The organism is Kineococcus terrestris (assembly GCF_041020755.1).
GTDB lineage: Bacteria > Actinomycetota > Actinomycetes > Actinomycetales > Kineococcaceae > Kineococcus > Kineococcus terrestris.
On the sequence record NZ_JBEUEI010000020.1, the window covers coordinates 20766 to 34565 of the forward strand.

Genomic DNA, 13800 nt, shown 5'->3' on the forward strand with positions numbered 1-13800 from the left:
ACCGAGGTCCGGGGGGACCCATGAGCACGAGCACCACCACCACCAGCACGTCCACCGGCACGTCCACCGGCACCGGCGCGGACGGGGGGCGCCGGCGGGTCCGGCGCGTGCGCGCCGCCGCTGCCGCCGCGGCGGCCCTGACCGCGCTGGCCGGCGTCACCACCGCCGCACCGGCCGGCGCGGCCCCGCAGGGCGGGATCCGCTTCTCCGACGTCCGCCTCACGGCCTCCGGCCCGGTCGGCGGCCACTAAGACGCCTGGTGCGACGACCACCACCCGCCGTACAGCAGCTGCGGCTCCGCCACGGGCACCGTCGTCCTGTCCGGGTTCTCCGCGTACGGCGGGATCGAGGACTGCCACGCCTGGGACCCCGGATCGTGCAGCTTCGGCGACGACTGGGAGCGCGCCTACAGCCAGTACGGCTCGCTGAGCGCGACGGGGCGCCTCACCCTCCTGTTCACCTGCGACGGCGAGCGCCGGGTGCGCGTCCAGCGGTCCTCGCTGGGCAGCGTGCCGTTCCGCTTCGGCTACGTGAAGGACGTCAACGGCGAGACGCGGATCGACGACGACTCCGCCCGCGTGCAGTTCGGGATGCCGCTGCCGCGGCCGTCCGCCTGCCCGTCCGGCGCCACGTTCCGCGGCGGGGTCGTCGACGGCCTGCGGCTGAGCTTCGACGGCACCCACGGCGCGCCCGACGCCGCGCACCGCGTGCACCGGCCGCAGCGGGTCACCGCGGGCTGACGCGGGCCGCGCGGGATCGGAGGGGGCCGCGGGGGGCGGCTCCCTCCGGTCCGGACCGGCCGGGGGCGTCAAGGACGCGTCAAGACGGGGGCGGTGCGCGTCAGGGAGGCGTCAGCGCGGCCCGCGGGCGCCCGGCCCGGTGGTTCGGTCCTGGAGGTGCACCACCCGCCGTCCGCCCCCGAACCTCCGAGGCCCCCCGTGCTCGACGTCGTCTTCCCCGCCCTCACCGTCCTCCTCGCGGCCGCGCTCGTCCTGCTCGTGCGCGCGCTGGAGCGCCGGTGAGCGCCGAGGCGGTGGTCGGCCTCGTGCTGGCCGTCGCCGTCGCCGCGTACCTGCTGCACGCCCTGCTGCACCCGGAGAGGTTCTGATGCCCCTCCTGTCCGACACCAGCGCGGGCCTGCTCCAGATCGGCCTGCTGGTGCTGCTGCTCGCGGCGGTGCACGTCCCGCTGGGCGACCACGTCGCCCGCGCGATGACGTCCCCGCGGCACCTGCGCGTCGAGCGCGGCCTGTACCGCCTGCTGCGCGTGGACGGCGACGCCGACACCCGCTGGCCCGTCTACGCGCTCTCCCTCGTCGCGTTCTCCACCGTCTCCGTCCTGCTGCTGTACGCGTTCCTGCGGCTGCAGGCGTTCCTGCCGCTGTCGCTCGGGATGCCGGGCACGGACCCGGACCAGGCGTGGAACACCGCGGTGTCGTTCGTGACGAACACGAACTGGCAGTCCTACTCGGGCGAGGCCGCCCTCGGTCACCTGGTGCAGATGGCCGGCCTGGCGGTGCAGAACTTCCTGTCCGCCGCCGTCGGCCTCGCCGTCGCGGTCGCGCTGGTGCGCGGGCTGACCCGTGCCGGCACCGGGACGATCGGGAACTTCTGGGTCGACCTGGTCCGCTCCGTCGTGCGCGTGCTGCTGCCGCTGGCGTTCGTCGCGGCCGTCGTCCTCCTGCTCACCGGGGTCGTGCAGAACTTCTCCGGCGCCACCACGTACACGACCCTGGCCGGTGGGACGCAGACGGTCGTCGGCGGTCCCGTCGCCTCGCAGGAGGCGGTCAAGGAGCTCGGCACGAACGGCGGGGGTTTCTTCAACGCGAACTCCGCGCACCCGTTCGAGAACCCGAGCCCGGTCTCGAACGTCGTCGAGGTGTTCCTGCTGCTGGTGGTCCCGTTCAGCCTGCCCCGAACCTTCGGCACCCTGGTCGGCGACACCCGCCAGGGCCTGGCGGTGCTGGCCGTGGTGGCCGGCGTGTTCTCCGCGTCCCTCGCGCTGACCACCTGGGCGGAGGTCCACGGCGCCGGCGCCGTCCCGCAGGCCGTCGGCGCGTCGCTGGAGGGCAAGGAGACGCGGTTCGGCGTGTGGGCGTCGGCGCTGTTCGCCACCGCCACCACGAGCACGTCCACCGGCGCGGTGAACTCCTTCCACGACAGCTACACCGCCGCCGGCGGTGGTCTGCTCCTGCTGAACATGCTGCTGGGCGAGGTCACGCCCGGCGGCGTGGGGTCGGGCCTGTACGGGATCCTCGTGCTCGCCGTCCTGGCCGTGTTCCTGGGCGGCCTCATGGTCGGGCGCACCCCGGAGTACCTGGGCAAGCGGGTCCGGCAGCGCGAGATCACCCTGGTCGCCCTGTACCTGCTGGCCACGCCGTTCGCGCTGCTGACCGGTGCGGCGATCGCCCTGTCGAGCGGGGCCACGCGCTCGGCGCTGCTGAACACCGGGCCGCACGGGCTGACGGAACTGCTGTACGGGTTCACGTCCGCGGCGAACAACAACGGCAGCGCCTTCGCCGGCCTCGGCGTGGACACGCCGTTCTACAACACCGCCCTGGGGCTGGCGATGTGGATCGGCCGGTTCGTGCCGATGCTCCTCGTCGTCGCCCTCGCCGGGGCGTTCGCCCAGCAGCGGCCCGCCGCGGCCACCGCCGGCACGCTGCCCACGCGCACCCCGACGTTCGCCGGCCTGCACGCCACCGTCGTCCTCGTCGTCGCCGGTCTGACCTTCTTCCCCGCCCTCGCCCTCGGCCCGCTCGCCGAGGCGCTGTCCGGAGGTACCTCGTGAGCACCACCCTGACCCCCGTCGCGGAGCCCTGGTCCTCCCGCGCCGTCGGCCCGCACCGCGTCGCCGGCGGGGCGTTCACCCCGCGCCAGCTCGTCTCCTCGCTGCCGGACGCGGTCCGCAAGCTGGACCCGCGCCACCTCGTGCGCACCCCGGTGGTGTTCGTCGTGGCCGTCGGCGCCGTCCTGACGACGGCGCTGGCGGTGCTCGACCCGACGGTGTTCGCGTGGGTCATCACCGCGTGGCTGTGGCTCACCGTGCTGTTCGCGAACCTCGCCGAGGCCGTCGCCGAGGGCCGCGGCCGCGCCCAGGCGGCGTCGCTGCGCGAGGTGAGCACCGGGACGACGGCGCGCCGCCTGGACCGGGGGGCCCGGGAGGTGCGGGTGCCGTCCTCGACGCTGCGGCCGGGCGACCTCGTCGTCGTCGAGGCCGGCGAGACGGTCCCCGGCGACGGCGACGTCGTCGAGGGGGTGGCCAGCGTCGACGAGTCGGCCATCACCGGCGAGTCGGCGCCCGTGGTCCGCGAGTCCGGTGGCGACCGCAGCGCCGTCACCGGCGGCACCACGGTGCTCTCCGACCGCATCGTCGTGCGCATCACCGCCGAGCCGGGCCAGAGCTTCGTGGACCGGATGATCGCGCTGGTCGAGGGGTCCTCGCGCCAGCGCACCCCCAACGAGGTCGCGCTGAACATCCTGCTCGCCGGCCTGACCCTGGTGTTCCTGCTCGCCGTGGTGACCCTGCAGCCGATGGCCGTCTACTCCGGCGACCCCCAGAGCACGGTCGTCCTCGTCGCGCTGCTGGTGTGCCTGATCCCCACCACCATCGGCGCGCTGCTGAGCGCCATCGGCATCGCCGGCATGGACCGCCTCGTGCAGCGCAACGTGCTGGCGATGTCCGGACGCGCCGTGGAGGCCGCCGGCGACGTGGGCACCCTGCTGCTGGACAAGACCGGCACCATCACCCTGGGCAACCGGCAGGCGCACGAGCTGCTGCCCGCGCCGGGCGTGGACACCGCCGAGCTGGCCGAGGCCGCGCAGCTGTCCAGCCTGGCCGACGCGACCCCCGAGGGCCGCTCCGTCGTCGCGCTCGTCGAGGAGCGGCACGGCCGGGCGGCTCCCGAGCCCCCGGCGGGTGCGCGGTTCGTCCCGTTCAGCGCCCGGACCCGCATGAGCGGGGTGGACCTGCGCGACGAGCGCGGCGGGGTGCGCGAGGTCCGCAAGGGTGCCGCCGCGGCCGTCACCCACTGGGTCCGCGGCCTGGGCGGCGACGTGCCGGCCGCGGTGGAGCAGGTGGTCGAGGACGTCGCCACCGCCGGCGGGACACCGCTCCTCGTCGCCGAGCACCGCGGCGGCCGCGCCCGCGTCCTGGGCGTGGTGCACCTGAAGGACGTCGTCAAGCCAGGCATGCGGGAGCGCTTCGAGCAGCTGCGCGCCATGGGCATCCGCACCGTCGTGGTGACCGGTGACAACGCCCGCACCGCCCGCGCGATCGCGCAGGAGGCCGGCGTCGACGACGTGCTGGCCGAGGCCACCCCGGAGGACAAGCTGGAGCTGATCCGCCGCGAGCAGTCCGGCGGGCGGCTGGTGGCGATGACGGGCGACGGCACCAACGACGCCCCCGCGCTGGCGCAGGCCGACGTCGGGGTGGCGATGGGCTCCGGCACCTCGGCCGCGAGGGAGGCCGGCAACATGGTGGACCTGGACTCCGACCCCACCAAGCTCATCGAGATCGTGGAGATCGGCAAGCAGCTGCTCATCACCCGCGGCGCCCTGACCACGTTCTCCCTGGCCAACGACGTGGCCAAGTACTTCGCGATCGTCCCGGCGATGTTCGCCACCGCGTACCCCCAGCTGGACGCGCTGAACGTCATGCGGCTGTCCTCCCCGGAGTCCGCGATCGTCTCGGCCGTCGTCTTCAACGCCCTGGTCATCGTCGCGCTCGTCCCGCTGGCCCTGCGCGGGGTGCGCTACCGCCCCACCAGCGCCGCCGCGCTGCTGCGGCGCAACCTGCTCGTCTACGGCCTCGGCGGCGTCGTCGCCCCGTTCGCCGGCATCAAGCTCGTCGACCTCCTCGTCTCCCTCCTGCCCGGGATGTGACCGTGAGCACCACCACCCCCTCCGCCACCCCCTCCGCCCCGCGCGCCGGGTCGTCGGCCACCGCGGCGGCGTTCGCACGCCAGGCCCGCACCGCCCTCGTGCTGCTGCTGGCCGCCACCGTCGTCCTCGGCCTGCTGTACCCGCTGGCCGTCTTCGGCGTCGGGCGGCTCGTGCCCGGGGGCGCCGACGGCCGGCTCGTCGAGCACGAGGGCCGCGTCGTCGGCTCCGCCCTGCTCGGCCAGGAGTTCGCCGGTGACGAGTGGTTCCAGCCGCGCCCCTCGGTCGCCGGCGACGGCTACGACCCGCTGTCCTCGGGAGCTTCGAACCTCGGTCCCTCCAGCGCCGAGCTCCTCGCCACGGTCGAGGAGCGCCGTGCCGAGGTCGCCGCCCGCGACGGCGTCGCCCCCGCCGACGTCGCCCCGGACGCGCTGACCGCCTCCGGCTCCGGGCTGGACCCCGACGTCAGCCCCCGCTACGCGCGCCAGCAGGTCCAGCGCGTCGCCCGCGAGCGCGGGCTGGAGGAGGCCGCGGTGGCCGCGCTGGTCGAGCAGCACGTGCAGGACCGGGCGCTGGGGTTCCTGGGCGCCCCGCGCGTCAACGTCCTGGAGCTCAACCTCGCCCTCGACCGGCTCGCCGGCTGAGGCGGCGGGAGCGGGCGCCGGGGTGGAGGAGGATCGGGGGGTGCAGCAGCGCAGCGGGTCCGGACCCGACGAGCGGCGCCGCGGCCGCCTGCGGGTCCTGCTGGGCGCCGCGCCCGGCGTGGGCAAGACGTACGCGGCCCTGGACGAGGCCCGCCGGCGCGCCGCCCGGGGCACCGACGTGGTCGTCGCCGTCGTGGAGACGCACGGCCGCGAGCGCACCGCCGAGCGCCTGGAGGGCCTGGAGGTGCTGCCGCGGCGCACCGTCGTGCACCGCGGCCACGAGCTGACCGAGATGGACCTCGACGCCGTCCTGCGCCGCGCCCCCGAGGTCGCGGTCGTCGACGAGCTCGCCCACACCAACGCCCCCGGTTCCCGGCACGCCAAGCGCTGGCAGGACGTGCAGGACCTGCTGGCCGCCGGGATCGACGTCCTCGCCACCGTGAACATCCAGCACCTGGAGTCCCTGCGGGACGTCGTGGCCGCCGTCACCGGCGTCGAGCAGCGCGAGACGCTGCCCGACGCCGTCCTGCGCGGCGCCGAGCAGGTGCAGCTGGTCGACATGACCCCGGAGGCCCTGCGCCGCCGGCTGGCGCACGGCAACGTCTACGCGCCCGCGCGGGTGGACGCCGCCCTGTCCAGCTACTTCCGCGTCGGCAACCTCACCGCGCTGCGGGAGCTGGCGCTGCTGTGGCTGGCCGACCGCGTCGACGAGGGCCTGGAGCGCTACCGCGCCCAGCAGGGCATCGACCGCCCGTGGCCGGCCCGCGAGCGCGTCGTGGTCGCCCTCACCGGCGGCCCCGAGGGCGAGACGCTCGTGCGCCGCGCGGCCCGCACCGCCCAGCGCGGCGCCGGCGGGGAGCTGCTGGCCGTCCACGTCACCCGCGGGGACGGGCTGGTGGACGACTCCCCGGCCCGCCTGGCGCGCCAGCGCGAGCTCGTGGAGTCCCTGGGCGGCAGCTTCCACCGGCTCGTCGGCGACGACGTGGCCGACACCGTCCTGGAGTTCGCGCGCGGGGTCAACGCCAGCACCGTCGTCGTCGGCGCCAGCCGGCACGGGCGCCTGGCCTCGCTGCTGCGCGCGGGGGTGGGGGACGCCGTCGTGCGCGGCTCGGGCGCCGTCGACGTCCTCGTCGTCACCCACGACGAGCGCCCGCCCGCGGTGCGGCTGCCCGCCCCGGCCCGCGCGGTCCTGTCCCGCTGGCGCCGGGTGCTGGGCTGGGTGCTCGCCGTGGCCGGGCCGGTCCTCCTCGTGCTGGGACTGGCGGAGTTCCCCCGCCAGGACTTGTCCACCGACCTCATGGCCTTCCTCGTCGTCGTGGTGGCCGCCGCGCTGGCCGGCGGGCTGGCGCCGGGGGTGGCGGCCGCGGTGCTGGGCAGCCTGGCGGTCAACTGGTTCTTCACCCCGCCGGTGCACCGCTGGACGATCGCCGAACCGGCCAACGCGGTCGCGCTGGCGGTGTTCGTCCTCGTCGCCGTGGCGGTGGCCGGCACGGTCGACCTGGCCGCGCGCCGCAGCGCCGAGGCCGCCCGCCGGCGCGCGGAGACCGAGGCGCTCGCGGTGCTGACGCGCACGGCTCTGGTCGCCGACGACCCGCTGGGGGAGTCGCTGGAGCACGTGCGCACGACCTTCGCGGCCGGCTCGGCCAGCCTGCTGGAACGTCCCGGCGGCGCCCCGGCGGCCGCAGCGCCCGAGGACGGCTGGGACCTCGTCGCCTGCGCGGGGGGCGCGCCCTGCCGCGCACCCGCCGAGGGCGACGCGGAGGTCGTCGTCGACGGCACGACCGCGCTCGTCCTGCGCGGGCGCCTGCTGGGCGCGCAGGACCGCCGCGTGCTGGAGGCGTTCGCGGTCCAGCTGGCGGCGCTGCGCCAGCGGCAGCGGCTGGGTGCCGCGGCCGAGCAGGCCCGCCGGCTGGAGGAGGGCGACGCCGTGCGCGGGGCGCTGCTGACCGCCGTCTCGCACGACCTGCGCACCCCGCTGGCCAGCCTGAAGGCGGGGGTGGACAGCCTGCGCGCCACCGACATCGAGCTCGGCGAGGACGACCGGCGCGAGCTGCTCGGCGTCGTCGCCGACGCCGGGGACCGGTTGCAGTCGCTCATCGACGACCTGCTCGACCTGACCCGCGTGCGCAGCGGCGCGGTCGAGCCGCTGCTGGAGGACCTGGCGGTGGCCGACCTCGTCGAGGACGTCGTGCACGCGGCCGGCGAGCCGGCCGGTCCTGCCGCGGGGCTCGTGCGCCGCGAGGTCCCGGCGGACCTGCCGCTCGTGCGCGGCGACGCCGGCCTGCTGCGCCGGGTGCTGGCCAACCTCGTGCAGAACGCGCTGCGGCACGCGGCCGGCAGCCCCGTCGAGGTCGTCGCGTCCACGTCCGTCGAGGACGGCCGCCACGGCGTGCGGGTCCTCGTCGTCGACCACGGCCCGGGCCTGCCCGGCGCGGCCAAGGAGCGCGCGTTCACCCCGTTCCAGCGCCTGGGCGACCGCGGCGGGGAGGGCCTGGGGCTGGGACTGGCCGTCGCGCGCGGCCTGGCCGAGGCCGTGGGGGCCCGCCTGGCCGCGGAGGACACCCCCGGTGGCGGCCTCACGCTCGTGCTGGACCTGCCGCTGGCCGCGGGGTCGCGCGGGGGGACGTCGACCGTCTCGCAGCGGGTGGGCGCGTGAGCCGCGTCCTCGTCGTCGACGACGAGCCGGGGCTGCGCCGGGCGCTGGCCATCAACCTGTCCGCGCGCGGGTACGAGGTGACCACGGCCGCCACGGGTGCGCAGGCCCTGGAGCTGGCCGCCAGCGCGCACCCGGACGTCGTGCTGCTGGACCTGGGCCTGCCGGACCTGGACGGTCTCGACGTCCTGGCGGGCGTGCGCGGCTGGAGCGACGTGCCCGTCGTGGTGCTGACGGCCCGCTCGTCGGCGGTGGCGGCGGTCGACGCCCTCGACGGCGGCGCCGACGACTTCGTCGAGAAGCCGTTCGCGATGGACGTGCTGCTGGCCCGGCTGCGGGCCGCGCTGCGCCGCGCGGCACCGGTGGCGGGTGCCGCGGCGGGCGCCGGCGAGGCCGTGGAGGCCGGGCGGGTGCGGATCGACCTGGCCCGCCGCGAGGTGCTGCGCGACGGGGCTCCCGTGCGGCTGACCCCGACGGAGTGGCACCTGCTGGAGGTGCTCGTGCGCCACCGCGGCCGGCTGGTGCCGCAGGCGCAGCTGCTGCGCGAGGTGTGGGGGCCCGGGTACGGGCGCGAGACGAACTACCTGCGCGTGTACGTGGGGCAGCTGCGGCGCAAGCTGGAGGACGTGCCCGGCGAGCCGCGCCTGCTGGTCACCGAACCGGGGATGGGCTACCGGTTCGAGGGCTGACGCGGCGGCGCCCCGCCCGGCGGGTGCCGGACGGGGCGCTGCTGGTGGTGCGGGGGTGCTGCGGGTCGCCGCTCAACGGCGGCCGTGGTGGTGGTGGTGCTGGTTCCCGCGGTCGCGGCCGTCGCCCTGGTCGGCGACGAAGGAGGCCACCCACGCCAGCGGCGCGTTCCAGTTGACGGTGATCTCGTTGGTCGACCACGAGCCGATGTCGTCGACGTAGCAGAACTGCGCCGCCGGGCACCCGTCCGGGAACAGGGCCGCGGTGATCGGGTCACCGCTGGTCGCGGTCGGGGAGTACGGGCCGCCGGCCACCGTGCCCGCGGGCGGGTTCGGCAGCGACGGGTCGAGCTGGTTGGCGTACCAGCGCGAGTGCTGGTTCTCCGAGTACACGTCGCCGTAGCCGGTGACGTAGGAGTTCCCCAGCGCGTTGCGGCCCAGCAGGTAGTCCGCGCTGCGGACCACCCCGTCGCGGTAGGCGTCGTCCCCGGTGAGGTCGAACGCGGTGCCCAGGGTCTGCATGTTGCTGAGGATCTGGGCGTTCGAGCCCCACGCGTACTGGCCGTCCTCGGGGGCGTAGGCGTGCCCGAACGGCTGGGACTCCTGGTCGGCCAGGTAGCGGTCGGCCGCGGCGACCACGGAGGCGCGCACCTGGCGCAGCTCGTCCTTGTTCAGCTTGCTGGGCACGGTCGCCAGGTCCAGGCGGCCCAGGGCGCCGACGCTGCCCCAGTCGAAGCCGGTGTCGCCGAACACGTCGGCGGTGTGCACGGGGGAGGACAGGACGTCCTTGCGGAACCGCGGCTCACCCGTGGTGAGGTACAGCTGCGCGGCCGCCCAGTAGAACTCGTCGGACACCTCGTCGTCGTCGTACGGGCCGCTGCCGGGGTTCGGGTCCAGCGCCGCGTCCGGGGCGGGGGCGTACAGGTCCGGGTGCGCCTGCGCCGCCGCGTAGGCGGTGCGGGCCGCGGACAGCAGGCGCTTCGAGAACTCCTTGTCGTACGGGGCGAACAGGCGCGCGCCCTGCGCCGCGGTGGCCGCGACGTTCAGGGTCGCGGCCGTGGAGGGGCGGTACAGCACGCGCGGCTGCGGGTCGGCGGCCGGGTCCAGCGGCAGGCCCGTCCAGTCGACGTCGGCGACCTTGTGGTAGGCCATCCCCGCCAGCGGACGGCCCGGCTGCACCTGCATCTTCAGGAACCACTCCAGCTCCCAGCGCGCCTCGTCGAGGACGTCCGGGACGCCGTTGCCGGCCTCGGGGATCGCCAGGGTGCCGTCGGCCAGGGCGCCGCGGTCGGCGGTGGGCGCGTGCAGGCTGCGCTCGTACTGCTGCAGCAGCTGCGCGACGGCGATGCCGCCGTTGACGACGTACTTGCCGTGGTCGCCGGCGTCGTACCAGCCGCCGGTCACGTCGGTGGTGTAGTCGCACGTCCACGGCTCGTCGCCCTGCTTCACGAGCAGTTCCTGCGAGTCGTCGTCGAGGCTCTGGCACGGCACCGCGGTGTCGCCCTGGTTGGGCGCCACGCCGACGTGGCCGGCCTCGCGGCCGTAGCCGGGGGCGAGCTCGTCGGAGATCGGGGTGCCGCTGCGGTTGGTGTAGAAGAACGTCATCGCGTCGTCGCGCAGGCGCTCCCAGGCGTCCTCGCCGATGTCGAACGGGTGGCTGGTCTCGCCGTCGGCGACCAGCACCAGCCCGACGGAGCGGCGCTGGTACCCGCTGAAGTCGATGGTGTGGACGTTCAGCCCGGCGCTGGCGTCCACCCCGCGCGGGACGGTGCTCCCGCGGGCGACGGTGCGACCGCCGACCTCGCGCAGCTCCCACGGCAGGGCGTCGGTGGCGTCGGTGACCAGCGTGGCGCCCTTGGGCCCCAGCGGCAGGTACGCCTCCTGGTTCACCTTCACGCGCGGGCCGGTCTCGGGCACGTACGGGGGGCGCTCGGCGCCGCCGAGGAGCGCGACGTCGTCCACGCACAGCGTGTACGCGACGGGGTTGACGACGTCCTGCTGGAAGGCCAGCTGGGCGTTCGGGTAGTCGCGGTCGGCGGTGAAGAAGTACTCGAACTCCGCGAACTCCTCGGTGAAGGCGGGCTTGGCCGCGGGCAGGAACTGCTGGTAGTTCACGTCCGGCCCGCCCTGCACGACGACGCGCACGGGGCCCTCGGTGGCCGGGGTGGTGCGGGCGCGGAAGCTCAGCCGGTAGGTCTCGCCCTCGACGAGCGGCACCTCCTGCTGGACCGCCGCGCTGTAGGCCGCGCTGCCGGCGGGCACGGTGGTGCAGCCCGCGCCGTCCTGCACGGACTGCTCGGGGTAGATCGTCCAGCCGGTGGTGCCGTCGTCGAAACCGCCGTTGACGACCTGGTCCACCGGGTCGGCGGCGTGCGCCGCGCTCGGGGCCAGCAGCAGGGCGGCGGGGGTGAGCAGCGCGGTGGCCGCGGTCAGCGCGCGGGTGCGGCGCGCGTGCCAGGTTCGTGTGGGCACGTGGTCTCCTCGTCGTCGAGAGCGCTCTCACAGCGCCCGCACACCCTCTCCCGGGGACCGCCGCCTGTCAACGGAGGGTCGGCGCGCCGTCACCCGTGGGCGGCGCTCACGACCGCACCCAGCCGAACGTGCGCCGCACGGCCTCCTGCCAGTCCGCCCAGCCCCGCTCGCGCTCGGCCGGGTCCATCGCCGGCTCCCACTGCGCCGCGCGGTGCCAGCGCCGGCGCAGCGCGTCCGTGCCCGACCAGAAACCCACCGCCAGCCCCGCCGAGTAGGCCGCCCCCAGCGACACCGTCTCGCTGACCATCGGCCGCACCACCGGCGCGTCCAGCACGTCCGCGACGGTCTGCATGAGCAGGTTGTTGCTCGTCATCCCGCCGTCCACCCGCAGCGTGGAGGCCCGCAGCCCGGAGTCGGCGTCCATCGCCTCCACCACCTCGCGCGTCTGCCACGCCGTCGCCTCCAGCACCGCGCGCGCGATGTGCCCCTTGGTGACGAAGGACGTGAGCCCGACGATCAGCCCGCGCGCCTCCGCGCGCCAGTGCGGGGCGAACAGGCCGCTGAACGCGGGCACGAAGTAGCAGCCGCCGTTGTCCTCCACGGTGCGCGCCAGCGTCTCCACCTCCGGTGCGGTGGTGATCAGCCCGAGGTTGTCGCGCAGCCACTGCACCAGCGCGCCGGTCACCGCGATGGACCCCTCCAGCGCGTACGAGGCCGGGCCGTCGCCCGTGCGGTGCGCCACCGTCGTCAGCAGCCCGTGCGTGGAGCGGGTGATCTCGGTGCCGGTGTGCAGCAGCAGGAACGCGCCCGTGCCGTACGTGCACTTGGCCTCGCCGGGGGAGAAGCACGTCTGCCCGAACAGCGCCGCCTGCTGGTCGCCCAGCGCCGCGGCGATCCGCGCGCCCGGCACCACGGCGCGCGCCGTGCCGTACACCTCCGCGGAGGAGCGCACCTCCGGCAGCGCCGCGCGCGGCACCCCGAACTCCGCCAGCAGCTCCGGGGACCAGTCCAGGGTGCGCAGGTCCAGCAGCATGGTGCGCGAGGCGTTCGTGACGTCGGTGACGTGCCGGCCGCCGTCCGGGCCGCCGGTGAGGTTCCACACCAGCCACGAGTCGATCGTGCCGAACAGGACGTCCCCGGTCTCCGCGCGCGCCCGCAGCCCCGGGACGTTCTCCAGCATCCAGCGCATCCGCGGGGCGGAGAAGTACGTCGCCAGCGGCAGCCCGCACACGTCGGCGTACCGGTCCGCGCCGCCGGCGGCGGCCATGTCGGCCACCAGGGCGGCGGTGCGGGTGTCCTGCCACACCACGGCCCGCCCGACCGGCTCGCCCGTGCGCCGGTCCCACGCCACGGTCGTCTCGCGCTGGTTGGCGATGCCGATCGCCACGACGTCGGCGGGGGTGGCGTCCACCTGGGCCATCGCCTCCGGCACCAGCCGGGCCACGGCCCGCCAGATCTCCGCCGCGTCGTGCTCGACCCAGCCCGGGCGCGGGTAGTGCTGGCGGTGCTCGCGCTGGGCCACGGCCACCAGCCGGCCCGCGTGGTCGAACAGGATGCAGCGCGTGGACGTGGTGCCCTGGTCGACGGCGACCACGTAGCCCTGCTGGTCCGCCCGGGGCCCGTCGATGCGCACGGCGCCCATCCTCACCCGCGGGCGCGCTCGTCGCGCGCACCCAGCTGCCGCGAGATCGAGCGCGCCGCCGAGCGCACGGCCGGCACGTACCCCGCGCGCGGGCGCCCGCGGGTGTCCACGAGGTCGTCGACGGCGCCGTCCACGCCGACGGCCGCCACCACCAGGCCGCCCACGTCGCGTACCGGCGCGGCCACCGTCGCCCGCCCCGGCAGGTGCTCCTCCACGTCCAGCGCCCACCCCTGCGCGCGCACCTCGGCCAGGGCCCGGCGCAGCGCCGCCGGGTCGGTCAGGGTGCGGGCGGTGTAGCCGGGCAGCCGGCGCGGCATCCGGTGCGGCCCGCGCGAGGCCAGCAGCACCTTGCCCAGCGCGCACGCGTGCGCGGGCAGCGACTGTCCCGTCTGCAGCTCCTGCGCGCTGTCGTCGGGGCGGAACACGTGGTGCACCACGAGGGCGCGACCCTCGGCCAGCACCGCCAGCCGCACCGACTCCCCGGTGCGCGCCGCCAGGCTGTCGGCCCAGTTGGTGGCGAGCGAGCGCAGGTCGTCGGCGACCAGGCGCGGGCGGGCCAGGTCGCTCAGCCCCGGCCCCGCGCGGTAGTCGCCGTGCTCGTCCTGCACGACGAACCCCACGTCGACGAGGGTGCGCAGGATGCCGTGCGCGGTGGTCTTGGCCAGCCCCAGCGCGTGGGCGACCTCGACCACCCCGAGCCCGCCGCGGGCGGCCGACAGCAGCCGCAGCACCGCCGCGGCGCGCTCGATCGACTGGATGGGCCCGGGCACGCGGTCAGCGTGGCACCGGCGCGGAACCCCTGTCAGGCGCTCGCGCCGGGTGG

12 protein-coding genes are annotated in these 13800 nt (G+C 76.1%); 9 read left to right on the plus strand and 3 right to left on the minus strand.

The window, feature by feature from the left end; genetic code table 11:
* The first annotated feature begins 20 nt into the window (after window positions 1–20).
* From AB8M62_RS13095 to AB8M62_RS13135, 9 genes are all read left to right on the plus strand, one after another.
* A complete protein-coding gene (locus tag AB8M62_RS13095; protein ID WP_369069845.1) occupies window positions 21–251 on the plus strand; it encodes a hypothetical protein in 231 nt (76 codons plus the stop codon).
* 228 nt (window positions 252–479) lie between these two features.
* Window positions 480–740: a hypothetical protein gene (locus AB8M62_RS13100; RefSeq protein WP_369069846.1), complete on the plus strand. Its 261-nt coding sequence runs from the start codon at window positions 480–482 to the stop codon at window positions 738–740.
* Between the two features lie 156 nt (window positions 741–896).
* On the plus strand, window positions 897–1022 hold the full coding sequence (locus AB8M62_RS13105) for a hypothetical protein (protein WP_369055503.1): 126 nt from the start codon (window positions 897–899) through the stop codon (window positions 1020–1022).
* Window positions 1019–1108 carry a K(+)-transporting ATPase subunit F gene (kdpF, locus tag AB8M62_RS13110; protein ID WP_369055505.1) on the plus strand — a complete coding sequence of 30 codons (90 nt, stop codon included), beginning with the start codon at window positions 1019–1021 and terminating at the stop codon, window positions 1106–1108. Before AB8M62_RS13105 ends, kdpF begins: the two co-directional genes overlap by 4 nt.
* Before the next feature lie 8 nt (window positions 1109–1116).
* Window positions 1117–2790 carry a potassium-transporting ATPase subunit KdpA gene (gene kdpA / locus AB8M62_RS13115; protein ID WP_373694939.1) on the plus strand — a complete coding sequence of 558 codons (1674 nt, stop codon included), beginning with the start codon at window positions 1117–1119 and terminating at the stop codon, window positions 2788–2790.
* Window positions 2787–4883, plus strand: coding sequence for a potassium-transporting ATPase subunit KdpB (gene kdpB / locus AB8M62_RS13120; RefSeq protein WP_369055508.1), 2097 nt, complete (start codon window positions 2787–2789; stop codon window positions 4881–4883). Before kdpA ends, kdpB begins: the two co-directional genes overlap by 4 nt.
* Window positions 4880–5524 (plus strand): potassium-transporting ATPase subunit KdpC, encoded by a 645-nt coding sequence (gene kdpC, locus AB8M62_RS13125; RefSeq protein ID WP_373694938.1) that lies wholly within the window; start codon window positions 4880–4882, stop codon window positions 5522–5524. The genes kdpB and kdpC overlap by 4 nt, the downstream gene beginning before the upstream one ends.
* A gap of 40 nt (window positions 5525–5564) precedes the next feature.
* Complete coding sequence (locus tag AB8M62_RS13130) at window positions 5565–8180, plus strand: DUF4118 domain-containing protein (protein WP_369056546.1); 2616 nt, start codon at window positions 5565–5567, stop codon at window positions 8178–8180.
* Window positions 8177–8866 (plus strand): response regulator transcription factor, encoded by a 690-nt coding sequence (locus AB8M62_RS13135; RefSeq protein ID WP_369056545.1) that lies wholly within the window; start codon window positions 8177–8179, stop codon window positions 8864–8866. Before AB8M62_RS13130 ends, AB8M62_RS13135 begins: the two co-directional genes overlap by 4 nt.
* A gap of 72 nt (window positions 8867–8938) precedes the next feature.
* On the opposite strand, the gene AB8M62_RS13140 is transcribed toward AB8M62_RS13135, so the two are convergent.
* The 3 genes from AB8M62_RS13140 to AB8M62_RS13150 form a co-directional block, all read right to left on the minus strand.
* Complete coding sequence (locus AB8M62_RS13140; protein ID WP_369069847.1) at window positions 8939–11335, minus strand: glycoside hydrolase family 9 protein; 2397 nt, start codon at window positions 11333–11335, stop codon at window positions 8939–8941.
* A 106-nt stretch (window positions 11336–11441) separates the two neighbouring features.
* On the minus strand, window positions 11442–12968 hold the full coding sequence (gene glpK, locus AB8M62_RS13145) for a glycerol kinase GlpK (protein ID WP_369069848.1): 1527 nt from the start codon (window positions 12966–12968) through the stop codon (window positions 11442–11444).
* A gap of 11 nt (window positions 12969–12979) precedes the next feature.
* Window positions 12980–13747: an IclR family transcriptional regulator gene (locus AB8M62_RS13150; protein ID WP_369056542.1), complete on the minus strand. Its 768-nt coding sequence runs from the start codon at window positions 13745–13747 to the stop codon at window positions 12980–12982.
* Between the last annotated feature and the right edge of the window lie 53 nt (window positions 13748–13800).

Coding starts and splice junctions, on each gene's coding strand:
- AB8M62_RS13095 (WP_369069845.1), top strand. CDS start 21: ATGAGCACGAGCACCACCACCACCAGCACGTCCACCGGCACGTCCACC.